The organism is Flavobacterium frigoritolerans, assembly GCF_025847275.1.
GTDB classification, from domain to species: Bacteria; Bacteroidota; Bacteroidia; order Flavobacteriales; family Flavobacteriaceae; genus Flavobacterium; species Flavobacterium frigoritolerans.
On sequence record NZ_JAOZEV010000001.1, the window covers coordinates 336,920 to 362,472 of the forward strand.

17 protein-coding genes are annotated in these 25,553 nt (G+C 34.3%); 15 read left to right on the top strand and 2 right to left on the bottom strand.

Annotation, left to right across the window (positions count from 1 at the left end; genetic code table 11):
• Positions 1-83 precede the first annotated feature (83 nt).
• The 12 genes from OIU80_RS01480 (at position 84) to OIU80_RS01535 (ending at position 19,804) form a co-directional block, all read left to right on the top strand.
• Complete coding sequence (locus tag OIU80_RS01480; protein ID WP_264285336.1) at positions 84-1,127, top strand: hypothetical protein; 1,044 nt, start codon at positions 84-86, stop codon at positions 1,125-1,127.
• A gap of 14 nt (positions 1,128-1,141) precedes the next feature.
• Positions 1,142-2,500: a tail fiber protein gene (locus tag OIU80_RS01485; RefSeq protein ID WP_264285337.1), complete on the top strand. Its 1,359-nt coding sequence runs from the start codon at positions 1,142-1,144 to the stop codon at positions 2,498-2,500.
• Between the two features lie 14 nt (positions 2,501-2,514).
• The gene (locus OIU80_RS01490; RefSeq protein WP_264285338.1) at positions 2,515-3,678 is read left to right on the top strand and encodes a hypothetical protein; all 1,164 of its coding nucleotides are present in this window, start codon (positions 2,515-2,517) and stop codon (positions 3,676-3,678) included.
• A gap of 165 nt (positions 3,679-3,843) precedes the next feature.
• Positions 3,844-4,296 (top strand): T9SS type A sorting domain-containing protein, encoded by a 453-nt coding sequence (locus OIU80_RS01495; protein WP_264285339.1) that lies wholly within the window; start codon positions 3,844-3,846, stop codon positions 4,294-4,296.
• Between the two features lie 3 nt (positions 4,297-4,299).
• Entirely contained in the window at positions 4,300-10,794 is a 6,495-nt protein-coding gene (locus OIU80_RS01500) for an RHS repeat-associated core domain-containing protein (protein ID WP_264285340.1), read from the top strand.
• Positions 10,795-10,808: 14 nt separating this feature from the next.
• Positions 10,809-11,297: a hypothetical protein gene (locus OIU80_RS01505; RefSeq protein WP_264285341.1), complete on the top strand. Its 489-nt coding sequence runs from the start codon at positions 10,809-10,811 to the stop codon at positions 11,295-11,297.
• Between the two features lie 381 nt (positions 11,298-11,678).
• A complete protein-coding gene (locus OIU80_RS01510; RefSeq protein WP_264285342.1) occupies positions 11,679-12,662 on the top strand; it encodes a T9SS C-terminal target domain-containing protein in 984 nt (327 codons plus the stop codon).
• Between the two features lie 389 nt (positions 12,663-13,051).
• Positions 13,052-13,459 (top strand): HYC_CC_PP family protein, encoded by a 408-nt coding sequence (locus tag OIU80_RS01515; protein ID WP_264285343.1) that lies wholly within the window; start codon positions 13,052-13,054, stop codon positions 13,457-13,459.
• 78 nt (positions 13,460-13,537) lie between these two features.
• A complete protein-coding gene (locus OIU80_RS01520) occupies positions 13,538-14,923 on the top strand; it encodes a TolC family protein (RefSeq protein WP_264285344.1) in 1,386 nt (461 codons plus the stop codon).
• 10 nt (positions 14,924-14,933) lie between these two features.
• Positions 14,934-18,089 carry an efflux RND transporter permease subunit gene (locus OIU80_RS01525; RefSeq protein ID WP_264285345.1) on the top strand — a complete coding sequence of 1,052 codons (3,156 nt, stop codon included), beginning with the start codon at positions 14,934-14,936 and terminating at the stop codon, positions 18,087-18,089.
• Between the two features lie 187 nt (positions 18,090-18,276).
• Positions 18,277-19,365: an efflux RND transporter periplasmic adaptor subunit gene (locus OIU80_RS01530; RefSeq protein WP_264285346.1), complete on the top strand. Its 1,089-nt coding sequence runs from the start codon at positions 18,277-18,279 to the stop codon at positions 19,363-19,365.
• Positions 19,366-19,369: 4 nt separating this feature from the next.
• On the top strand, positions 19,370-19,804 hold the full coding sequence (locus OIU80_RS01535) for a hypothetical protein (protein WP_264285347.1): 435 nt from the start codon (positions 19,370-19,372) through the stop codon (positions 19,802-19,804).
• Positions 19,805-20,009: 205 nt separating this feature from the next.
• Here the strand turns inward: OIU80_RS01535 and OIU80_RS01540 are convergent, their stop codons facing one another.
• Positions 20,010-20,459, bottom strand: a complete 450-nt coding sequence (locus OIU80_RS01540) for a GNAT family N-acetyltransferase (protein WP_264285348.1) — start codon at positions 20,457-20,459, stop codon at positions 20,010-20,012.
• A gap of 164 nt (positions 20,460-20,623) precedes the next feature.
• Here OIU80_RS01540 and pdxR point away from each other — a divergent pair, with 164 nt between their 5' ends.
• The 3 genes from pdxR to OIU80_RS01555 all read left to right on the top strand — a co-directional run bounded on the left by pdxR (position 20,624) and on the right by OIU80_RS01555 (position 24,017).
• Entirely contained in the window at positions 20,624-22,090 is a 1,467-nt protein-coding gene (gene pdxR / locus OIU80_RS01545) for a MocR-like pyridoxine biosynthesis transcription factor PdxR (RefSeq protein ID WP_264285349.1), read from the top strand.
• 569 nt (positions 22,091-22,659) lie between these two features.
• On the top strand, positions 22,660-23,007 hold the full coding sequence (locus OIU80_RS01550; protein WP_264285350.1) for a hypothetical protein: 348 nt from the start codon (positions 22,660-22,662) through the stop codon (positions 23,005-23,007).
• Positions 23,008-23,009: 2 nt separating this feature from the next.
• Entirely contained in the window at positions 23,010-24,017 is a 1,008-nt protein-coding gene (locus OIU80_RS01555) for an ATP-binding protein (protein ID WP_264285351.1), read from the top strand.
• A gap of 102 nt (positions 24,018-24,119) precedes the next feature.
• On the opposite strand, the gene OIU80_RS01560 is transcribed toward OIU80_RS01555, so the two are convergent.
• On the bottom strand, positions 24,120-25,343 hold the full coding sequence (locus OIU80_RS01560) for a YncE family protein (protein WP_264285352.1): 1,224 nt from the start codon (positions 25,341-25,343) through the stop codon (positions 24,120-24,122).
• Positions 25,344-25,553: the final 210 nt, after the last annotated feature.

Here is a 25,553-nt window from a genome sequence, read left to right on the forward strand (position 1 = left end):
TTTGTTTGGATCAAAAAGTTATCTTTGCGCTTTTATAAAAAAAATACTATAAAAAATTACTATTCAAAAAATAATCATTAAACATGAAAAAAATTACATTAAGCGCAATAATTATAATGACTTCTATAGTTTCAGTACAAGCACAATTATACACTCCGAATGCAACAATGCAAGCAACTTCTAGTGGTGGTGGTGATAACATAGGCATCGGAACTAGCACTCCTATCGAGAAACTTAACATTAATGGAGGTACAGGAGATGGAGCTTTATTTGATGCGAGAATGGCATTAACAAAAGTTTCAAGTACAGGAAATATTTTGACCGCAAAATTAGTTTTAAACGATGCAGATACTAGTTTTGGTAATCTAAATTTTAAAGTAAAAACAACTGCTAGCAAATGGGAACTCGAAGATTTCTATACTAATGCTTTAACTATACAAGGGGTTAATGCCTATGTAGGCATTGGAACCAACAATCCAATTGAAAAATTTAACATTAATGGAGGTACTGGAAATGGCGTTGCATTTGATGCAAGAATGGCATTAACAAAAGTTTCAAGTACAGGAAATATTCAAAGTGCAAAAATTGTTTTAAGTGATGTAGATACCGATTTTGGAAATCTAATCTTTAAAGTAAAAACAACTCCTAGTAAATGGGATCTTAAAGAATTCTACACTGATGCATTAACGATAAAAGGATCAAACGCCAATATAGGTATCGGAACAACAAACCCTGATGAAAAACTAACTGTAAATGGTAAAATCCATGCTAAGGAAGTTAGAATTGATTTAGGTATCCCCGCACCCGATTATGTCTTCGCCAATAATTACAAACTAAAATCATTACAAGAAGTAGAAGAATTCATCAAACAAAATAGTCATTTACCAGAAATTCCATCGGCTAAGGAAATAGAAAAAAATGGTCTTATGCTTGCTGAGATGAATATGAGTTTATTAAAGAAAATTGAGGAATTGACGCTTTATACTATTGAACAGAATAAAAAGATACTAATACTTGAAAAGCAAGATAAAAGATCAACTCAAGAAATTGAAACTTTAAAAAAAGAAAACGAAGCTTTTAAATCTTTATCCGAAAGATTAACTAAACTTGAAAATCAATTAAAATAATACATTTATCTAACATGAAAAAAATTACATTAAGCGCAATAATTATAATGACTTCTATAGTTTCAGTACAAGCACAAACTTTAAATCCAACTAGTGTTATCCATACTCCTAATGCTGCAAATAGCTTCAAAGGGGGATATACTTTTTCTTATACTGAAGCTGGAACACCATGGAATGGAGCTCTTATAAGTTTTGGAGGGGCAGGAAATACTTATGATTGCCAAATTAGTTCAGATTATGGACCAAATGGTGGAAATCATATTTCCTTTAGAACACATAACGGAGATCCTAGCTCTAACAATTGGAATCCTTGGAGTGAAATATGGCATTCGGCCAATCTTAATAATATAAATTCTGATTTTTCTGCAAAAAAACTAACATTAAAAGAGTCAATTAACTTAAATGGTGGACTAACAAACTCATCCCCTAGACCTCCTGTGACAAATAAAACATTATTAAACGGTGAAATTAGGGGCTATGGTTCTTCTGATCCACTTACTGATGATGGTTTTTTAAGATTATCAGCTGGTGGAGGTACAAATAATATAAGATCATACATAGACTTATCTGGCTATTCTACTCAAGCAGATATGTATGGAAACATTGTAATGGGTACATGGGGAACGGAGCGAATGAGAATTAATTCAGATGGTAACCTTGGAATCGGAACAGCAGATCCTTCATTTTACCAACATGGTGGGAATAACAAAGTAGTAGAAATATCCAACCCTAATACTACTTCCAATTCCCAATCTCATATTATATTATCATCAGGGTCAACACTCTCAAATTCATCTATAGGAAGTCTTACATGGGTTATGCCAAATACAACTTCTCCTAATAAAGGTTTAGCATATCTCGGAGTTATTAGTGGAATCAACTCTACGTCAGAAAATCCTTCTTCGTCTATGATATTTACCACTAGAAATGCCACACAAAATAATTGGAATCCTGGTATGATACTTAATGAGTTCGGTAATCTCGGTATCGGAACGCAAAATCCAGATTCAAAACTTACTGTAGCAGGAAACATCCATGCACAAGAAGTAAAAGTTACCGTTAATGCTGGTGCCGATTTTGTTTTTGAAAATGATTACGACTTACCTTCACTAACTTCTGTTGAAACTTTTATTAAAGGAAACAAGCATTTACCAGAAATAGCTTCTGCCAAAGAAATGCAGGAAAACGGTATTAATCTATCTAAAATGAACATAAAGTTATTGCAGAAGATTGAAGAATTGACGCTTTACACTATTGAGCAGAATAAAAGAATTTTAGTTATTGAAAAACAAAATGAAACTTTAAAAAAAGAAAACGAAGCTTTTAAATCTCTATCCGAAAGACTTTCTATAATCGAAAAACAACTTAAGTAATACATTTATCTAACATGAAAAAAATTACACTAAGCGCTATAATTATAATTTCTTCTATAATTTCAGTACAAGCACAAACCTTAAATCCAACTAATTCGATTTCTGTTGCCAATTCAGCTGATAGCTTTATTGGAGGTTATACTTTTTCATATTCCACAGCAGGAACTCCTTGGAATGGCGCACTCATAAGTTATGGAGGATTCACAAATAAATATGATTGCCAAATTAGTACCGATTATGGGCCAAACGGAGGGAATCATATTTCTTTTAGAACGCATAATGGAGACCCTAGCTCAAACACTACTTGGAACCCTTGGAACGAAATCTGGCATTCGGCAAATCTTAATAATATAAATTCAGATTTTATAGCCAAAACAATAACTAGTTCAAAAATTAATATTAATGGAGACATCACAATTGGAAGTGGAAGCGTGAATGCAAATACAACAAAATTATTTGTTCGGAATCCAGCTGGCAAAACTTGGGCAATTAGCTCAGGTACTAACATGGTCACAGAATCCAGTTTTTCCATCTATAACTGGTCAGATAATCAAACCCAACCATTTTTTAATATTGATCCTAATGGTAACATTGGCATTGGAACAACAAACACTATTGCAAAGCTAACAATTAGACCAACCTCGGAAAGCAGCAATGGTGCATTTAAATTATTAGGATTTACATATCCTTCTGACCAAAGTTATTGGAGCGAAAATCAAATCGCAATGATGTATAATGGTGAATTCAAAACCTTACTATCCTCTATAGGTAACTCATACCTTAATGGAGGAAACGTAGGAATTGGCACAACAAACCCTGACGAAAAACTTACTGTAAACGGGAAAATTCATGCTAAGGAAGTTAGAATTGATTTAGGTATCCCCGCACCCGATTATGTCTTCGCCAATAATTACAAACTAAAATCATTACAAGAAGTAGAAGAATTCATCAAACAAAACAGCCATTTACCAGAAATTCCATCAGCAAAAGAAATTGAAAAAAATGGTCTTATGCTTGCTGAGATGAATATGAGTTTGTTGAAGAAAATTGAGGAATTGACACTTTACTCTATTGCTCAAGAAAAGAAAATAAATACACAAGCGCAAGAGCTTGAAGCTTTAAAAGATTTAGCTCTGCGAGTTGCAAAAATTGAAAGTGAATTAATTCATAGAAATTAAAACAATACCATTTTTAAGTGCTGTTTTTATGTAAAATATTAGATTTTCTAACCCATTAAAAAATAAAAAAAATCTTGCAAATTATACTTTAATAATCAATATTTGCAATTCCTTTTTTTTTTAAAACTATTCTTATAATAATCCCTTTTAAATAAATACCAAATTATGAAAAGACTACTACTTTTTATATCCTTAATAACATGCTTTGTTTCTAATGCCCAAACAAAAATCACGTTCAACTATGATGCTGCTGGCAACCAAACATTGAGAGAACTATGCCTTTCAGGTTGTACAGCTAAAATGGCTAAAGAAATCCCCAAAGAGATTGAGGCAATTACAGATGAGGACTTACAAAAGTTCTCTCCTGAAGATGTTATATCCTACTATCCGAACCCTGTAAGAGAAGAATTGTATCTTAAATGGGAATTAAAAGATGGTAACAGTGTTTCATCTATAGTGGTGTACGGTTTAAACGGACAAACACTAAATACCTACCATAAAACCGAAAAAATAAATACTCAAAATATTTCTTTTCAGAGTTACCCAACTGGTATTTATATAGTCGCTTTAATTTATACAAGCGGAGATCAAAAAACAATAAAAATTATCAAGCAATAAGACATGAAGCAATTTTACTATACATTACTATTTATAAGTTTGTCTTTTTTTGTTTCAGCTCAGGACTCAGGAGGAACACCTGTTCAAGGGTTAACTCCTATAAAACGGGTTAGCAGCACTGCAGAAACAACAAATAACAATCTACCTGTTAACGAAACCGCTAAGTCTTCAGCAGTAAGTACACTATCAGCACCTACTGGGTCTTCAACTGAAGTAGGTATTACCGAAGGTGAATTAGCAGTCTCTCTTAGCGGTTCAGCAAGTTATTCTATTCCTATTGCTGTGCCACCAGGAATCAATGGTGTAGTTCCTCAAATTAGTTTAGTTTACAACAGTCAGGGAGGAAATGGAATTGCAGGGTATGGCTGGAATATTTCAGGTATATCTGCTATAACCAGAATTCCAAGAACAAAATTTCATGATGGAAGTATGGGAGGTGTAAATCTCGATGCCAACGATCGTTTTGCTCTTGATGGCCAACGGCTGATTTTAAAATCAGGTACTCCCTATGGCGCTCCAAATACAACTTATGAAACTGAGAACTTCTCGAATATAAAAATTACTGCGATTGGAACATCACCAATACCTGGGAATTATGGCCCTGCGTCTTTCTTAGTAGAATACCCAGATGGTTCTATTGCAGAATACGGTTCTACTACAGATTCTCAATCAATTACAACATGGTCGATAACGTATTGGCAAAATCCGCAAGGAGTACGAATTGTATACAATTACACCAATACAAATAACAATATTACAATAGCTAACATAAAATATGGAGCATTAAGAAATGCAACACCTATTAACGAAATTCAATTTGTTTATGGTACACGCAAAAGACCAGAACAATCTTATGTAGGAGGAAAAGGTATTTTCAATGACCGAATATTAGAAAAAATTGAAGTTAAAGGCAATGGAATAGGCTTCAGAAATTACAACTTAACTCATAATCCTACTTCTATAGGATACCAGCGTTTAGAGAAAATAACTGAATTCAATGGAGATGGAACCAAAGGTTATAACCCTACTGTATTCTCTTACGAAACTACCGCCGAATCCATATCATATAATGATATTACGACAAAAATAAGTGTTGGAAACGTTTCCTCCCAAAATGCAGCTACCGTTTCTGGAGATTTTAGTGGGGATGAAAGAATGGAGTTTTTACTCTACCCTACAGTAGGTCCCGATGCCAAATCAAAATATTGGATATACTCAGATATACATTCAAGTGACGATACAAATATAGGTTACGTTCATGATGTTGGTGCTTTTGAAACTATATTCCCTGTTAGCTGGTTAACCTGGAACAATACACTTTGGTCAAAACAAGGCTGGGCAGTAGCTAAAAAAACAAATACTAATTATACTTTTAATATTTATTCTATAGGTCCAACTGCTTCTGTTTACCACCAGTATGAAAAAACTGCTAATTTCCCTACTGTACCAGTTCGTGAAACTACTAATTGTAAAAATTCTGTATCTCAAAAGATTTTTCCTAAAAAAATACTTTCAGGCGATTTTAACGGGGATGGGCTCACAGATGTTATTGCCATTGATATGGAACTAACAGAATCTTACTTGACTTTTGGATGTGTTTCAAAGACCAATATAATAACTTCCAAAAAAGTCTATTTTATTGATTTAAAAAGAGACAAAACAACTGATTTCTTAACTTATTCAGGAGAATTAGCTTCAAATATTACTTCCAGCTCTAAAGTAGAAGTAGCGGATATCAATGGAGATGGAAAATCAGACATCATAATTTTTGAAAACAGAAAAGCAACCGTTTATACCCTCAATGATGACTATCAATTGACTTTATTATTTGACTATACTGATGCAAAGATCACCCCAAATTCAAATTTCCCTCTTCTGGGAGATTATAATGGAGATGGAAAAACTGATTTTATGATTCCTTATGATATAAACAAGGCAACTATGTCATGGATTGTTTACACCTCGACAGGAACTGATTTTGTAAAATCTTTTTTTAACAGAGTTTGGTACAACCTTAGTTATGAAGATGTTACATACAACTACATAGCTACTGATTATAATAAGGATGGAAAGTCTGATTTAATTATAGCTAAAAGCAATCGAAATACAGTTTCCCAAAATGGTCAGATAGAACTTGAATGTTTTAACAATCAGGATGGTATTTTTTCTTATCCTGTTACAAATAAATCTACTATTTATCACCCAGATATTAATGTAGGTACAATGCCTATTTACTTACCCTCAGGAAGAGGAGTAGCAACTAGTGGCAAACCGTATAATCCAACCTTAGAAATTGCATTTCTGAGTAATAATAAAATTTTTTATTTTAATTCTCAAAAGGATAATACTAAAGATCAATTACTACGAACTATAACCACAGGCAACGGTGTTAAAGAATCGATTACCTACCAGCCATTATCTCCTAATTCTTATAATGAGAATCATTATGAGCCAATATATACTAGTGGATATGGTCAAAATTATCCCAAAACTGATATCGAATCAGCAGCAACAGTACAAGTAGTAACCAAACTTGAAAGACAAAGTGCTTCAGTTTATAAAAAACAATTATTTGCCTATGCAGGAGCAACTTCCAATCTTGAAGGATTAGGTTTTATGGGCTATAGTGCCTCGATGCGTACCAATTGGTTCGAAAACGATGATCAAATTATTAGCACCATATCCAAGTTTGACCCTAATATGCGTGGTGCCAATACAGAGAATTATACCTACCTTGGGTTAGTTAGTCCTGCAATTGCAATGTCTAATACTGCTCCTAGCACTCCTAGGGCAAGCCAAATTATAGTAGACAACACCAGAACAGCGACCGAAACTCTTTTAGCAACTAATAGTATTGTTTTTAGACCAGGTGCAATTATTGCTCCCACAGCAGGCAATACTTTTATTGCCAGAATCACTCCTGATTATGATCCTAATGGATATACAGAAACCAACACTAGCCCACCCTATAATTTGATAAGTAAATCGCTATCATTTTATGAAACGAGTCTGTCTCCATCAAAAGTATTTAAACTCCAAAATATACAGTCCAAAAACTACGATATTCTAAGTAACATTGGTAGTGAGACCAATACTATATATGATGAATTCAGCAACCCTACCGAATCCATCACTAAAGTTAAATCAGGAGGAGTTAACCAACAAACTACTACGACTGTATTAGCTTATGAATCGGCACTACAATCCCCTTATATAGTAGGCAGACCTAAAAACAAAACACAAACTATAACAGCAGCTGGTGATAGCATGGATTCTAAAGAAACGTATCAATACGGCTCGGGGTCTGAAAGTAATTTACTAAAAACAATACAAAAGTGGGGCAACAACACCAGCGCCATCACTGAAACTAATAGCTATGACCTTTTTGGAAATATCACAGCAAAAACGATATCAGCACCAGGAGTTACCGATAGAAAAACGAGTTTTCTATACGATCCAACAGGTCGTTTCTTAAAAGAAAGTACCGATATTGAAGGATTCAAAACTGAGCTTGTCTACAATCCTAATGGTACACTTAAATCTGAAAGTAAACAGACCGAACTTGGTACCTGGAGCAATGCACTTGTAACAGGCTACGAATATGATTCCTGGTTCAAAAAGACTATAGTCACCGATTATTTAGGTAAAACCCAAACATATGCCTATGTACGCCAAAACGAAAAAACTAAGATCACGCTCACAGGAAATACAGATGATAGTTACAGCGAAGAACTATTTGATGAGCTAGGCAGAAAAATACGTACTGGTACAAAAGATATTCAAGGCACGATGTCTTACAAAGATTTCGTATACGATATTTATGATCGTAACTTTAGCATAAGCGAACCTAACACAGGTAATCCTTTATGGAATACCACGACCTATGACGTATATGGCCGTCCCGAAAGTGCCACAGACTTTAAAGGTAAAGTAATAACACTAAAATATGATAAACTAACATCCGTAGCAACTGATGGCAGTACTGGTCAAACCAAAACAACTATCAAGAACGCCATGGGTAACGTCATCTCTATGATAGAAGCCCCAATTGGAGGTACTATAAATTACAGTTATTTTGCTAACGGAAATCTTAAGGAAACCAATTACAATGGCAACAAAATATCCATAACACAAGATGGTTGGGGACGAAAAATTAGCTTAACAGATCCTTCGGCGGGTACCTATACCTATGCCTATAATGAACTAGGTGAAAACATCAAAGAAACGACTCCAAATGGAGAAACTACCTTTACACTAAATTCCTGGGGCAAACCCGAAACAAAAACCGTAGTAGGCAATAACACCAACAGTAGCACTCAGTACATTTATACGGCAGACAGTAAATTATTACTAAAAACGATATATACAGATACTGGAGATGCTGGTAAAACAAGTACTACTGATTATACCTACGATTCTAAAAAACGATTAGAAACAACTACTGAAACCACAGGTTACGGTGCCATTTTTACAAAAAAAATAGAATACGATGCTTGGGGCAGGGTTGATAAAGAGACCAATACAGCAACTCTAAACGGAAAAAGCAGTATCACTAGTACACAAAATGAGTACAAAAATGGCTTTGCATATAAGATATATGAAATAAAAAACGGGCAAAAAACTAAAACTCTCTGGGAAACAACAGGAGTAAATGCTCGAGGACAACTAACCCAAGCGACACTTGGCAACGGAATTGCTATAAATAATACGTATGACAGCTATGGTTATGTAACCAATATGAAGCACACTTTAGGTACTACAACTACCATGGAATTAGGTACCAATTTTGACACCCAACGAGGCAATCTCCACTGGCGTAAAAACAGCCTTTTTGGTAACGCTACCGAAAATTTCAGGTACGATTCACAAGACCGTCTTACAGCATACCCTAATGCAGAAGGTATAGAAGAAAACCAAACCTATGAAGAAGATGGACGTATTAAATCGAATACAGTAGGTGTGTATAATTATGCCAACGCTGGAAAAAAATACCAAAATACTTCAATAACATTAACTCCCGAAGCTTTATCGGATTACCAAACTAAGCCCTCACAGTCTGTTAGTTACAATACATTTAAGAGTCCTGTAGAAATAGTAGAAGAGGGTAAAGACAAGATAAGCTTTGTGTATAATGACAACAATAACCGTAGTGTTATGTTTTACGGTGGTTTAGGACTCAAACAAACCCGAACCTATCGCAAACACTATAGTGCCGATGGTACTATGGAGATTAAGGAAAATACCCAAACAGGAGCATTAGAGTTTGTTACTTATGTAGGTGGTGATGGATACGCTGCACCAGTAGTTTATAAAAAAACGTATAATAGCGTAGGAGCGACTCAAGAACAAACCTTATATTTACACAGAGATTACCAAGGTAGTATCTTAGCAATAACTGACGAAACAGGTACACTTTTAGAAAAAAGGCAATTTGACGCTTGGGGTGCTATTATAAAAGTACAAGACGGTACTGGTAATACATTAACTGGACTTACAATTCTTGACAGAGGTTACACTGGGCATGAGCATTTACAAAGCGTAGGTCTTATACATATGAACGGACGCCTGTACGATCCTAAGCTTCATCGTTTCCTGCAACCAGACAATTATGTACAAGACCCTGGTAATACTCAAAACTATAACCGTTATGGTTATGTATTAAATAACCCATTGAAGTACATTGATCCTAGTGGGGAATTGTCATTAAAATCTATTGGAAGATGGATTGGAAAAAATGCGAATGATGTAATTGCGGGTGTAGCCATAGCAGTTGGAGTAGTTTTGGTTGCTGCGGGGATTGTTACATTTGGAACAACTGGTGTTCTTGGAGGGGCATTAATCGGTCTTGGTGTTAGTCATTTTGCGGCTACTTATGAAGAATATAAAAAAACCGGAGATTGGAATGCAGCTTCAAAAAATGCAGGAATCTTTTTTGGTATTTCTTTTAGTACTGATTTTGGTTATAATAATTCCAAAGACAGTGCAAGTGGCATTATTCAAAACGAACCTGTTGTTAAACCTATAGCCCTGGATGATAATAAATCCCCAATGAGTAATTGGGAATTAAGTGACAAAGCATTTGGAAAAACTAACGAAATTGGAACATCTTTTGCAATACTTGTAGGAGCATTACAAGCCGCAAAAACTGCAGCTCCTTATATGACAACAATTGGTACAAAAGTAGGTAATATAGCAACTTTATCACAAGTTGCTAATAATAGTGTAAAATATTATAGAGGTGAAGAAAATGGAGGGATTTCACTTCAATTGTACAGCTATAGAATGATCGGAACAGGAGTATCGTGGGGCGTTGGAAGCACTATCTCAGCATGGGGTATTGGTGGGTCATATGCAGGACCATATGGAGTTTTAGCAGCAGTTGGCTTAGGCGTTATATTCCAAGGAGTTGAAGACGGCTACAATACTATTGCACCTCAAATACAAGAGAGTTTCAATCATACTTTTAATGCCTTAAACAGAGGCAATTTCGTAAGATAAATAACAACATTAGTATGACATTAAGAATAAGTTTTTTAAACCAATTGAAAATGCTGTCAGATCTCATTTTCATAACATTCGTCTATTTTTTTATGATATATTATTTCTTATCTTTTGATATTAAACTGATTGTTTATCTACTTATTCCTTATTTTTTGATGTTTATCTTTCCTGTATTATGGTTACACTTTAATTATTTAAATCAAACTAAAGATGTCGTTTATGAAATAAGCAAAAATGTTATATTAAAAAAAAGAGGAATAGAGATTTTAAAGTACAACAATTCAGATATCAGCGAAATAACATTTCGTCTCAATGGTTCAAAAGATACTTCTAATGGCACTTTAGCATATAGTAAGTATTATTATGCAAAAATAAAACTGCTAGACGAGTCTTTTTTTATCATTACCTCTTTGTATTCAAGTAAAATTGACACAATATTAGAAGAAAACTTCAAAGATGTTAAGATAACAAAGGAAAAAGTTTTTTATCCAATGATTTAGTTGATATTCATTATGTTATGTCATTCTTCAGCTATCCAAGGTGTTTTATAAAAAATAGAAAAATCACTAAAAGTTATGAATACTGTGCTAGTGGCTCTGCCTTTTCAGCCATAAATGGGAGCATAAAAACAAATCAAGAACCAAGAAACCTAGCAAATTTGCTAGGTTTCTTTTTAAATTTATAATTATTACATTTTTAATAAAAAGTCTTTAAATTCTTTTTTGATTACCATTGTATCAATCTATTTTAAAAACAATTGTTTTGTCTCCTTCTTTGACTTGATTGATAATGCAACTCCTTTTTTAAGAACTAAACAAAAATTTCAGAACATCCACAATCAAAAAATATTCCTTTACTTTTGATAATCACAATTCATCCCAATGAAAAAAGTCCTTTTGCTTTTCTTTTTATGCATTACTTCAACCTACGGACAAACCTTAGGTTGTACCGATCCGTTGTCTAAAAACTACAATCCGAAAGCTACTGAGAATGATGGAAGTTGTGTTTACAAATCAGTAAAAATAAAACCAGAGTATTCTAATAAGCTAAGTGATTCTATAAAAGAAACTTCGGGATTAATAGCTTTCGATTCGTTGTTGTGGACACATAATGATGACCATGACAAAACCATTTATCGGCTAAATCATCAAGGAGAAATTAAAAAGAAAATCGTACTGGAGGGAGTAATTAATACCGACTGGGAAGAAATCTCGCAAGACAGCACACATATATACATAGGCGATTTTGGAAATAATTATACAGTAAACAGAAGTAATTTGCATATCCTTAAAATCGAGAAAGAATCGTTTTTAGCAGGAAAACCTATCATCGATACCATTTCATTTACTTATTCCAATCAAACCAATTTTACCAAGAAAAACCCAAACAAAACCAACTTTGATTGCGAAGCTTTTATCGTTACAACCGACAGTATTTATTTGTTTACCAAACAATGGAAACAAACTAAAACCAGCATTTATACTTTACCCAATACACCCGGAAATCATATTGCGCAACTAAAAGAAACCCTCGATGTAAAAGGATTGGTAACTGGTGCTACTCATTTGCCTTCCAAGAAACTGATAGTTCTTTGTGGATATTCAAAAATTGGGAAACCATTTTTATATCTTTTATATGATTATAAAAACAATGATTTTCTCTCAGGTAATAAACGAAAAATCAAGATCGCATTGCCATTTCATCAAATTGAAGGTATTGCAACCGAAGATGGTTTGCATTATTATTTAACTAATGAATCTTTGGTTAGAAAGCCAGTACTTAATACACCTCAACAAATCCATCGAGTTGACTTAAGTACTTTTCTCAGCACCTATTTGGGGCAACAATCTCAAAATAAGATCTAACTACTTAAGAGATTAAAGTTTCATTATGCTAAACCTGCATTTTCTTAACTTCTTTATGGAGAAAAACGGACACATAGAGTATATACTCAATGTTCTCACAAACTTATCCCAGATTATCGAATTCTGCGTATAATTCTTCGACTCTGCTCAGAATGACAATATCATGGAAAAACTTTGCGCTCTTTGCGGTTAATTTTTCCTGCCACTCCCGATAGCTATCGGGATAAAAGGATTAAAAAGATTTTAAATCTTTGCGAACCTTGCGTATCCCCCTGCGCCCTTTGCGGTTAATATCTTTAATGATAAAGTAAAATTTGTAAATCTTACAAATATCTACCAAAATTATGCAACAACCATTTGCTAGAAGATAGCAACCTTTGCTCTCTGATATGAAAAAAGCATTAATCTTATTCCTCTCTTTTTTTTACTTGGTATTGTCATGTGGCTTTACCAAGAATACTCATATCTGCAAAGGAATTCAACAAGAAACTTATTTTTTCGCACAAAATAAAGAAGGTCAACCTTGTACTAAATGTGCTTTTAAAGACGGAAAAATACGTAAAGATTGCTGTAAGCACGAAACCAAATTATTAAAAATAACAGAAAAGGCGCAAAAAGCATCTTCTGATAATCCTCCTTTAAAATACTTGGGAGTTGCCTTGCCTTTTCATTTCTTCAAAGTTGTTTTTGGTTATGAACTCCCGCAAGTAAAAACTGCTAGGTTTTCATACGTATTTACAACGATTCCTATTAGGAATACCTTACTCTACATTTATTATTGCGTGTACCGAATTTGATTTTATTCAATTGATACACTGTGCTGTTTCTAAAGAATAGCACGGGACTTCTATTGTTTAATTTTAAATATTTAATGTATGAAAATGCAATTCTTTGCATTGGTATTCATCGGTTTTGCCTCTGGAAATCTTTTGGCGCAGACCGTAACTTTACCAAATGCTCTTGAACGTTCTGTTCAGAATTTTGAAAAAATAAAAGCCAAAGAAGCAATGGTACTTGCTTCAAGAGAAAATGTAATATACCAAAAAAGTCAATATTTACCTGATTTCACCTTGATGGCACAACAGAGTTATGGAACTATCAACGCTCAAAACGGACCTATGTATGGCTTTGGTGGTTTGGGTGTTGCATCGACTTCTATGCCTTTGCAAGAACAAAACTGGAATGCCGCTTTTGGCTCGCTTTACTTGGCAAACATCAATTGGAACCTATTTACTTTTGGTAAAATAAAAAGCCAGGTTGCTATTGCCAAAGCCGATGAATCTGTTGCTCAAAAAGACTTGGATCAACTAAAATTCCAACATCAGGTAAAAGTTGGTGCTGCTTACTTAAATCTCTTGGCTGCACAACGTGTAAAATTTGTACAGGATAAAAATCTGGAACGTGCCGAAGTTGTGGCTACAACTACCGAGAGCCGTTCGAATAGCGGTTTGATTCCAGAAGTCGATTTTTCTTTGGCGAAAGCCGAAGTTGCTAATACTAAATCGGCAGTAATAAAAGCTTATGATTTAGAACTCGATTACTCCAAAGCGCTGGCGGTTATGATGGGTGAAGAATATCGTAAGTACGAATTGGATAGCCTTTTTACCAACAAAACTCCTTCTCTACTTCTTGAATCTCCATTAGAAACTAGTAAACATCCTATTTTGGAATGGCAAAACAGTGCGGTTCAAAAAAGCATGCAACAAGAAAAACTACAATCAGCACTTGGACTTCCTACTATTTCGTCATTTGGCGTAATTCAAGGTCGGGGTTCGGGATTCGATTGGAATTATGTACAAGATAATTCAGCCTTTTCTAAATCCTATTCTGATGGAGTTGGCATAGACCGCAGCAATTATCTAGTTGGCGTTGGCATAAGTTGGAATCTGATGAATATATACCGTCAGTCGTCCAAAAAGAAAGAGCAAAAATTCATTACCCAATCTTTGCAAAAAGAATATGATTATATGAATCAGGAGCTTGTGGCACAACAAAAATTGGCAGATGACAAATTAAAAAATGCATTTGAAAATTTTGAAGAAACCAAAACGCAAGTAAAAGCTGCGACAGCCGCTTACCAACAACATACTGCACTATACAATAACGGATTAACAACTATTGTAGATCTGACTCAATCTTTCTATACGCTCAACAGAGCCGAAATAGACTATGAAATAGCGCAAAACAACATCTGGCAAGCCTTATGGATTAAAGCTGCCGCCAAAGGTGATCTGTCTATTTTATTAAACGCCATTTACTAAAGCATAAATTATGAATTTAATACGTTTTGCCTTGCGCAAGCCCATCTCGATTATGGTGATGGTGCTAGGGCTTTTATTCTTCGGAATTAAAGCTACCAAAGATATAAAGGTAGATATTCTGCCAGATATGAATCTTCCTGTCGTGTATATTGCCCATTCCTTTAATGGTTATACACCTCAACAAATGGAAGGTTATTTTACAAAGATGTACGTAAACATGATGCTCTTTACAAGCGGAATCGAAAGCATCGAAACCAAGAATACTCAAGGTCTTACCTTAATGAAAATAAACTTTTATGAAGGTACAGATATGGGTCAGGCTATTGCCGAAATCAATGCACTGTCTAATCGTTCTCAGGTATTTTTACCACCGGGTGCTCCGCCTCCATTCATCATCCGATTTGATGCATCGTCGCAACCTGTTGGACAATTGGTTTTCAAGAGTAATTCGAAAACTAATAATGAATTGCAGGATATTGCCAACTTTACGGCTCGACCATTTTTGATTAAAATTCCGGGATTAACCACCGCACCACCCTTTGGCGGAAGCCCTAGAACTATCGAGATCAACATCGACCCGAATAAATTACGTACCCATCAATTAACGCCTGAGCAAATTGTAGAAGCTATTAGCCGCAATAATATTACTTCTCCATCTGGAAATATATACATTGATGATATTAATTATTTAACACCTACAAACAATACGATTAAAGAAGTTGCCGATTTTGGAAATATTCCGATTTTTAAAGGTGCAGTCGAGAATGTTTATATCCGTGATGTAGCAACTGTAAAAGACGGAGCCGATATTACAACTGGTTATGCCTTGATTAACGGAGCACGTTCAGTGTATATCAATATTGCAAAATCGGGTAATGCATCGACTTGGGATGTAGTAAGAAATTTGAAGAAAGCCATCCCGATGATTCAGAATAATTTACCAGATGATGTTACTATTTCTTATGAGTTTGACCAATCTGTATATGTTATCAATGCCGTAAAAAGTTTAATTCTCGAAGGCGTATTAGGTGCTTTATTAACCGGATTAATGGTATTGCTATTCTTGCGTGATAAAAGAGCGGCTTTAATTGTGGTATTAACGATTCCTATTTCGATTATTTCGGGCGTATTATTCCTGAAATTATTCGGGCAAAGTATCAATATTATGTCCTTATCAGGATTGGCTCTAGCCATAGGAATCCTAGTTGACGAAAGTACGGTTACGATAGAAAACATCCACCAACATCTTGTAATGGGCAAAACTAAAGCCAAAGCAATTCTGGATGCTTGTCGCGAAATTGCCTTTCCTAAATTATTGATTCTGCTTTGTATTTTGGCTGTATTTGCACCCGCATTTATGATGACAGGAATCCCTGGTTCATTATTTATGCCGTTGGCACTTGCTATTGGATTTTCGATGATTGTATCATTCCTCCTATCGCAAACCTTTGTTCCCGTAATGGCAAACTGGTTAATGAAAGCCAAAGAAGAAGATTACGAACACAAAGAAGACCGTTTTGATCGATTTAAAAATCGTTTTATAATGTTCTTGCAATCCATAATGGAAAAACGCAAAATTATATTGATTGCGAGTTTTGTCTTGGTTTCATTAGGTGTTTTTATAATGTACAGTAATACAGGAAAGGATGTATTGCCAACCGTGAATTCAAGTCAGTTTCAAGTGCGCATAAAAGCACCCGAAGGAACTCGAATTGAAAAAACGGAGCTAAAAATCAAGCAGGTTTTACGCGAACTAGAAACCGTAATTGGCAAAGACCATATTGCCATTTCTTCGGTATTTATTGGTCAGCATCCATCCTCATTTGCAGTAAGCCCTATTTACTTATACAACGCAGGACCTCACGAAGCGTTGATGCAGATTGCATTAAAAGATTTTGACGGAAACACCAATGATTTAAAAGAAAAAATTCGTCACCACATGAAAGCAAAAATGCCAGAATTGCATTTTTCTTTCGAACCAATAGAACTAACAGAAAAGATTCTTAGTCAAGGAACTAATACGCCTATTGAAGTTCGTTTCTCTGGAATGATGAAAAAAATGAACATCATGTACGCCAATAAATTACTGGCTAAACTAAAAGAAATCGACTATTTAAGAGATCAGCAAATTCCGCAATCGCTAAGTTATCCAGCTTTCGAAATTAATATCGACAGGTTAAGAGCGGCGCAATTAGGAATCGATGCTCAGGACATTGCACGTTCATTAGTACCAATTACAGCATCTTCGCGCTATACCAGCAAGAATATGTGGGTAGGCGGAATGATGGGAATTGCCTACGATGTACAAGTACAAACACCTCAAAATATACTAAACAGCAAGGACGAATTACTTAATGTTCCGTTAGGAAAAAACTCCGACCGACCTGTTCTGGGTGATGTAGCTACAATAACCCCAACAAAAGTTTTGGGCGAAAGTTACAATCTAGGAACAATGGCTTATACGCCAGTTACAGCAAATATTCATAATACCGATTTAGGCCGTGCACAAAAAGATGTACAAGCGGCGATTGCATCATTGGGAGAATTACCTAAAGGAGTAAACATTCAAATCTCGGGAATGGTTCCCGTTTTGGATGAAACCATGAGTAGCTTGGCATTGGGATTATTAATTGCCATTATGGTTATCTTCCTGATGTTGGCGGCCAATTATCAATCGTTCAAAGTTTCGTTTGTAATCCTAACAACCGTACCGTTTGTAATCTTAGGTTCGTTACTATTAATGAAACTTACTGGCTCAACATTAAACCTACAATCTTATATGGGAATCATTATGTCTGTAGGAGTTTCTATTGCCAATGCCGTACTATTAATAAGTAACGCCGAAACCTTACGCATGCAAAACGGGAATGCGTTAACGGCAGCCATTCAGGCAGCGTCATTACGTATTCGTCCTATTATCATGACATCGCTGGCAATGATCGCTGGAATGTTACCTATGGCTATTGGTCATGGCGAAGGTGGCGATCAGGTTGCACCATTAGGCAGAGCCGTAATTGGCGGATTAATCGCATCCTCATTTAGTGTATTGTTGTTATTACCATTGGTATTCGTATGGATACAAGGCAAAGCATCGACGCAATCCCCATCATTAGACCCTGAAGACGAAAACAGTACACATTATATAACGACAAACCCTCCGGTGTAATTCATAAAAATATTATTTAACACATAGAAACATAGCTATGTGTATTTTAACTAAGTGAAACGACTTTTTTAAGAGAACAAAATCTATGTTTCTATGTGTTAAAATTAATTACACCCAACGATTAACATTAGAAAATAAAATCATGAAATCACCATGATTCAAAATCATAATCAATAATAAAATACATATGAAACTAATCTATTATATCCTTATCGGAATTGTATTTGCATCCTGCAATTCAGAAACTAAAAAGGCCGAAAAAACAGACGCGATGCCAATGATGATGATGCCCAATTTTGAAACAATATCCATCAAGAAAAGCAATCCATTAGTACAATTAAAACTAGCTGGAGAATTAGTCTCAGATCAGGAAACAGCTATTTATGCCAAAGTAAACAGTTATGTCAAGAAACTTCCTGTAGATATTGGCTCCGTAGTAACCAAAGGACAAATTATTCTTGTACTCGAAGCACCAGAGATTCAGGCACAATTAGCATCGGCAAAATCAAAGTGGAAAGCACAAGAAGCAATATACATTGCAACAAAATCCAATTACGACCGAATGTTCAAAGCCAATGAAACAAAAGGCGCCATTGCCAAAGATGCTTTAGACCAGATTACAGCAAGAAAACTAGCCGATCAAGCACAACTAGAAGCAGCCAAATCGGCCTATCAGGAAATCCAAATTATGAATGATTACTTAGTAATCCGAGCTCCGTTTAGCGGAATCGTTGCCGAAAGAAACATCGACTTAGGTTCGTATGTTGGCCCAATGGGAAAAGGTTCCGACAAACCTTTATTGGTACTTCAGGATAATAAAAAACTAAGAGTTTCTCTTTCTGTTCCCGAAGCCAATACAGGGTATTTAAACTTAGGAGATTCGGTACATTTCAGGGTAAATTCGATACCTCAGAAAAAGTATATGGCAAAAATATCTCGAAAATCAGGAGTGCTGGATTTCAAACTCCGCTCTGAACGTATCGAAGCCGATTTAATGAAAATATATCCTGAGCTAAAACCCTTAATGGTAGTCGAAGCAATGATACCATTACAGGCAAAAGAAGCAACTTTTTTTATTCCAAAAACAGCTTTGATCGAAAGTAATCTTGGTATGTATGTAATTCGCATCGAAAACGGAATGACAAAAAATATCCCTGTTTCAAAAGGGCGACCATTAATGGATAAAATCGAAGTTTTTGGTGAATTAAATGAAGGCGATAACATACTCCTAAAAGCCACCGAAGAAATAATTGAAGGAACAAAAATTAAAAAATAAAACGATGAAAACATATAGCAAATACTTAATTATTGCCACAATTGCAACGGTACTAATTTCTTGTAAAAACAAAGAAACCAAAGAACAAATTGTAGCACAAACTCAGCAAGAACAGCCAGTACAACAAAATACTGCTCCTAATAAAGCGAAGCACGTCCCTAATGATGAGGTATGTATGGTAAATGACAAACACATGGGAAAAAAGCAAATGGAAGTTCCCTTTAATGGGAAAATGTACTTCGGATGTTGTGCCATGTGCGTAGAACGTATTCCAAACGACGAAAGCGTGCGTAAAGCAACAGACCCTTTTACTGGAGAAAAAATCGATAAAGCCTCGGCATATATTGTGTCATTAAACCAAGAAGGAAATGTCGCTTATTTTGCATCTGAAGAAAATTTTCAAAAGTTTATGAAAGATAACGAACGAACAAAAAACTAGTTGCCTAATTTTATACATTAGAATCCTTTTACCTAAAATCCACTTTACTAACAATAAAGTGGATTTTTAATTTTATAATACCAATCTATACCTTCATTTTATTATCCATTCAAAAATGAGAATAGAAATACAAAAAAAGAACTGTTCAAAATATTTTGAACAGTTCTTTTAAACTACAATTTATCGTAGCTATTCATAAAACTAATTAAGCATTCTTCCACCAATTATAATAGTTATGATCTTGGTCTAATTCGAAACCGCATTTAGGATATAAAATATTACCAATTTCGTTTGTCTTTTCAGTTTCTAATAACAAACCGCAAGCATCCGTTTTATCACAAAATTGTTTACATCTATCAATTAAGTCCTTAGAAAAACCTCGACCTCGAAAATTGGGTGCAACAAATAAATCGCTTAACAGCCATTGTCGTTGTAGTGTCTTGTAATGATATAATGAGTATAATTGTGCAAATCCTACAAATTTACCATCAGCTTTAATTAAAAAAGTAGTTGTTTCATTGTTACTGATTCGCTCTTTAAGAAAAACTTTCCCTATTTCGACATTAGATGGTTGTCTATAAAAAACACGGTAACTGTTGAACAATTCAGCAAATTCATCCAAATGATCTAATGTAGCAATTTCAATGTGTTTCATAATTTAATAATTTTAATTAATGATTTATAAAAGAGTAAATGTCACGTATTACAGGAGGCTTTAATTAATCCAGTTTTGATAAACAAATAGGTCCAGACGAAAGAAGTCACTACAAAATAGCTAAATTTGAATCCAAAGGATATTCTAATAAAATAAGAGAACCGATGTTAAGACCCTGGAAGACTATTTTTAATATTTCGTTTAATTCCGACCAAACTTTGGTAGAACAAATAAGTGACGTTATCCGTAAAGAAATTATTAAAGGAAGACTTGAAAGAGGAACTCCCTTACCTGGCACCAGAATTCTAGCCGAGGATATTGGAGTAAACCGAAAAACAGTTGTTTTTGCTTATGAAGCGCTTATCGAAGAAGGCTGGTTAGAGAGTAAATACAAATCAGGAACATTTATATCTGAGAATTTACCATTAATAAAAAAACAGCAACCAACAGTTCAAAAAAAGACAGCCACTTTTGAACACATACATTACAATCCTTTTTATCTTACCGATCGCGCACTCAAAGGAAGTCGCATTGTTTTTAATGAAGGTGCTCCAGATACCCGACTAGTCCCACTCAAAGAGCTATCGAGAGCATACAAGCGTATCTTTCTGCGCAAAGGAAAATGGGGATTACTTGGTTATAGTAGCGAAAAAGGAGATTATAAACTTCGAGAAATGCTCTCCTTAATGCTTTCTAGAGATAGAGGTCTTAATGTAAACCCAGATGCTATATGTGTAACCCGAGGAAGCCAAATGGCAATATATCTTGTTGCCAAAGTTCTTATTAAATCTGGCGATACTGTGGTAGTCGAAAATCCCGCCTATTATGCCGTTCAAAAGATATTTCGAGAAACAGGAGCTATTTTAAAAACAGTCGAAATAGATAATGATGGGATTAACGTTGAGGAACTTGAAGAATTATGCCGTAAGACAAAAATCAAAGCAGTATATGTTACGCCACATCATCAATTTCCCACTACAATTACCATGAAAGCGGGACGAAGAATACAATTACTAGAACTATCCTTAAAATATCATTTTGCTATAATCGAAGATGATTATGACCATGAATATCATTTTGGAGCAGGAAATAACCTTGCATTAGCCAGTAGTGAAAAATCAGATAATGTCATATATATTAGTTCGCTAAGCAAGCTCATTGCACCTGCAATACGAATAGGATACGTAACTGGACCCGCAACATTTATGGAATCTTTGGTAAACTTACGTGTGCAAATTGATCGTCAAGGAGATACTATTCTTGAGCATGCCATAGCCGAGTTAATGGAAGATGGAACCATAAAAAGACATGCTCGCAAAGTCGTCGCTATTTATAAAGAAAGACGTGATTTAATGGAAGCTTGTTTACATGAAAATTTCGGAAATGCCATTAGTTTTAATAAACCATCAGGAGGACTCGCCTTTTGGATAAAATTTAATGAGCCAATAGACCTCATCCAATATATTGCATTGCTTGAACAAAAAAGAGTTCAAATTGTACCGCCGGGAAGTTTTTATTTAAATAATCAACCTTCTAATTCCTTAAGACTTGGTTATGGCTCCCTAAACAAAGAAGAACTTACAGAAGGATTAAAAATTATGGGAGCTGTTTATAAAAAATTAAACTCTTAAACATTTTTTCATTGCTGTTTCTACTCCATATGTTACAGTTATATCGCAACAATAAATTTTAAAAACCCTATAAAAGTGGCTTCTAATTTGTTAAATAAAGAATCATTTATTTTAATTTTAGTAAAATTTGCTTCTTTCTTATTTGATAATTAGCATGTTTTAGCTCTCTTTTTATGCATGAACACACATTAATTCATAAAGTATGATTTATATTTAACATAATTTATCCTTCTAAAAACCAGTAACAAATCACTAAAAACCAAACTAGTACATGATTTATTATTTATTCATTACTATTTTAATCCTAAAACCCATTCCTTTTTTTTATATACGTCGTAAAAAAACTACATTAAAACACTATATTTATCTAATAAGCAAACGCTCATTTAACGGAAATATCAATCTCAACAATATATAATTTCAGCTAGGGAATATAACACTACATTAAATCGAAATACTCAAAATAAGAAAAATCTGAAGTCAATAGTATTGCTTTTGCTTGGTTTATTTAAAGATGAAAATTTAAATGTATATTTGTTTCTCTACTTCTTTTTTTTACTACTCACAATATGAACGACTTAAACAAAACATACACTATTAATCTTAGCTTTGAAGAAATAAAACTTCCTCCATTTCAAGATATACTTGTTCTTGCAAAAAACTCTATTCAAGGTAAGATTGGACTTTCAAAATCATTTGAATTATTAGTCCCAAATGGCTTTGAAACTATCGATGTTGGCAATAAAAATATAGAAACTGTTTTTGTCAATAAAAACATACTTACTAAGATTGACAGAGAAAAAGTGATACAAATTTTAGAAAAAAACGTCTTCCCATATATATCAGAAGGCGAACTTATAAGTGTAGATTTTAAAATAAATATTTCTGTAAAAAATATAGTACTTAAGGATTTTTAACTATGAGTATAACACCATTTGTAAATTACGATTATGTTACATTAGATGCCTATGAAGGTGTTGTAACTGCAAGACGCAGCGAATATATAGAGAAAGGAATTATTGTAATGGAAGAAAATGAAGCTATTGGTATCCTAACCTCTTCTGATTTAGCAAAAAAACAACACTCGATTATTATAGATTGCCTTACCGAAAAACCTGTTGTTTACAAAACGGATAAAATTACAGATGTACTTAATGTCATGGATAGTAGTGGGCAAAACGTTTTAATGGTATATGACAAAGAGACTTTTGTAGGTACAATTTCTCAAAATGACATCATATATCATTTAAATTCTAGCCTTAGCATCCAAAAACAAACGATGCAATGGGCTGCTCATGATCTAAAAAACCCAATTGCTTCCATAAGAATGATAAGCGACATGCTTCAAAACAATCTTAAACTTATAGAAAACAAACAGCTGGTAGACTATTTAAATCAAAGTTGTGACTTTGCCCTTAAAATTATCGAAGACGTCCTAACCACTGAGCAAGTCACTGAAGAAGCTGCCTTCTATACCCATGAAGATTTTGATAGCCTAATTGAAGAATCCATTACTTATTTTTCGAAGGAACTTGAACAAAAACAGATTACATTAGTAAAGAACCTTAATTTCGGCAAAACAATTAAGATTGACCGTCCAAAATTTGAACGAGTAATCCATAACTTACTATCTAACAGTCTTAAATTTACATATGAAAATGGAGCTATTGATATCTCCACTTCTACTGAAAATAATAAACTAAAACTAGTTGTAAAAGACGATGGAATTGGTATTCCAGAAAATTTACAAGAACATATATTTGATAAATTCACCCAAGCAAAACGTGTAGGAACAGCTGGTGAACACACAACTGGACTAGGTATGCATCTTACCAAACAAATTGTAGAACTACATGGTGGTACCATAAAAATGGAAAGTGACGGAAAATCAGGTACCTCCTTCTCTATCTTTTTAAATTTAACTTAAAAAAGTAAACCTAATTCTAAAGAAAAACTCCTGTAGTATTACAAGAGTTTTTCTTAATATTGGGTACAATTTGTCTAAGATGTAAAAATACTTTGGGCTAATTTAGTGGTGCATATAATTTCCTGGTCCGTTTGTTCCTTCAATCGATTCAGGGAGCATTCCATAACGAGTGCGTAAATTGACTGTACCCAAGGTTTCGCCAGTATGAATATCGACTACGCTGATTGTTCCAGAATTTAAGTTAGGAAGATTCAATAGGTTATTTTGTATCGCAACAACCTCTTTACCTGATTTGGTTTTGAAAAATGCCATGTGATGTGCCCCTTTATCAGCATTCAGCGTTTTTAAAAGTTTGAGATGAGGGAGGTTACTTAAATCAAAGACCAGTACTTTTCCTGGTTCTGCAAAACTCACATATAATTTACCATTCGTATCTATATACATTTCAAGTGCCCAGCCTAATCCTTGTGATGATCCATCAAACACTTTGGTAAAAGCATTATATTTTCCTGTTGACTCATTAAATGGAGCAATCCAGATATCTCCTCCTAACATGGTCGTGGCAAGAGCATATTGTGGAAACTCTCCTCGTAATAATAAAACTTCCACAGGACTGGATAAATCAGTTGAAGAGTCTGCAACTTGGTAAGTTTCTTTTAATTCATATGTATTCATATCTAATAATGTGCAAGTATTTCCAAATCCACTGGTTAGATCTGGATGAATTGTAGAGGATACCATCATTAGTCCTTTTTTTTCATCAATAGAAATCCCATGTGGGTACATTATAAATTTATTTGGATTAGTTTCAATCGGGGCTTTAATGGTTTTTATAAGTTGGTTATCAGCGTTAAAAACACCTATACTTCCATCTTTTAAGCCTCCGCTCCCTCCCATAAACGTCATGAAATACCTTCCGTCACTAGTGAAAAATATGTTTTCGCCTACGGTGTTTTCTCCAGTGTTAATAGCTTTTGCACTAATTAGTATAGGAGATCCATTGTGATCTTTATCAGTTTTTATCTGGTAAAGATAGCTCCCTCCCAATGCAGTTGTGTAAAGTTTTTTGGCGTCATAGTTATAATAAATATGGTGTGGTAAAACTCCAATACCTAATTCCAGTTTGCTACTAATTGATCCAAAATCAGTCGATTCTGGATCGAGTTCTATTACGGCTATTCCGTCTTTGCCTCCTTCAAGATTTCTGTAATCAATAAAAAATAAGGAACTATGAGGATGGTCCTGATTATCATTATCATTTTGGCAGCTAGTAAATAAAATAAAACTGATAATAAATAAAACTGATGGTTTAAGTCTAGTCTTCATATTTTTTTTAGTTTGGTTAATAGGTATTTTACTGCTAAATTAACATAATAAGTTGATTAAATGACTTTTACGCACAGATATTATAAAAATATCAAAAGAAATGCGTTCGGAAAATAAAAGTATTTTAAATAAAAACACTTTTTTTTGATAATTTCACAACAAATCATATTCTCAATCGAGAAATACCAACTGTCGGTCAAAATAAAATCA

Bases quoted from the DNA above. Each gene is read 5' to 3' on its own strand.
- OIU80_RS01495 (WP_264285339.1), top strand. From the start codon at position 3,844: ATGAAAAGACTACTACTTTTTATATCCTTAATAACATGCTTTGTTTCT.
- OIU80_RS01500 (WP_264285340.1), top strand. From the start codon at position 4,300: ATGAAGCAATTTTACTATACATTACTATTTATAAGTTTGTCTTTTTTT.
- OIU80_RS01520 (WP_264285344.1), top strand. From the start codon at position 13,538: ATGAAAATGCAATTCTTTGCATTGGTATTCATCGGTTTTGCCTCTGGA.
- OIU80_RS01535 (WP_264285347.1), top strand. From the start codon at position 19,370: ATGAAAACATATAGCAAATACTTAATTATTGCCACAATTGCAACGGTA.
- OIU80_RS01510 (WP_264285342.1), top strand. From the start codon at position 11,679: ATGAAAAAAGTCCTTTTGCTTTTCTTTTTATGCATTACTTCAACCTAC.
- OIU80_RS01505 (WP_264285341.1), top strand. From the start codon at position 10,809: ATGACATTAAGAATAAGTTTTTTAAACCAATTGAAAATGCTGTCAGAT.
- OIU80_RS01480 (WP_264285336.1), top strand. From the start codon at position 84: ATGAAAAAAATTACATTAAGCGCAATAATTATAATGACTTCTATAGTT.
- OIU80_RS01555 (WP_264285351.1), top strand. From the start codon at position 23,010: ATGAGTATAACACCATTTGTAAATTACGATTATGTTACATTAGATGCC.
- OIU80_RS01560 (WP_264285352.1), bottom strand. From the start codon at position 25,343: ATGAAGACTAGACTTAAACCATCAGTTTTATTTATTATCAGTTTTATT.
- OIU80_RS01525 (WP_264285345.1), top strand. From the start codon at position 14,934: ATGAATTTAATACGTTTTGCCTTGCGCAAGCCCATCTCGATTATGGTG.
- OIU80_RS01515 (WP_264285343.1), top strand. From the start codon at position 13,052: ATGAAAAAAGCATTAATCTTATTCCTCTCTTTTTTTTACTTGGTATTG.
- OIU80_RS01540 (WP_264285348.1), bottom strand. From the start codon at position 20,459: ATGAAACACATTGAAATTGCTACATTAGATCATTTGGATGAATTTGCT.
- OIU80_RS01530 (WP_264285346.1), top strand. From the start codon at position 18,277: ATGAAACTAATCTATTATATCCTTATCGGAATTGTATTTGCATCCTGC.
- OIU80_RS01490 (WP_264285338.1), top strand. From the start codon at position 2,515: ATGAAAAAAATTACACTAAGCGCTATAATTATAATTTCTTCTATAATT.
- pdxR (WP_264285349.1), top strand. From the start codon at position 20,624: ATGTTAAGACCCTGGAAGACTATTTTTAATATTTCGTTTAATTCCGAC.
- OIU80_RS01550 (WP_264285350.1), top strand. From the start codon at position 22,660: ATGAACGACTTAAACAAAACATACACTATTAATCTTAGCTTTGAAGAA.
- OIU80_RS01485 (WP_264285337.1), top strand. From the start codon at position 1,142: ATGAAAAAAATTACATTAAGCGCAATAATTATAATGACTTCTATAGTT.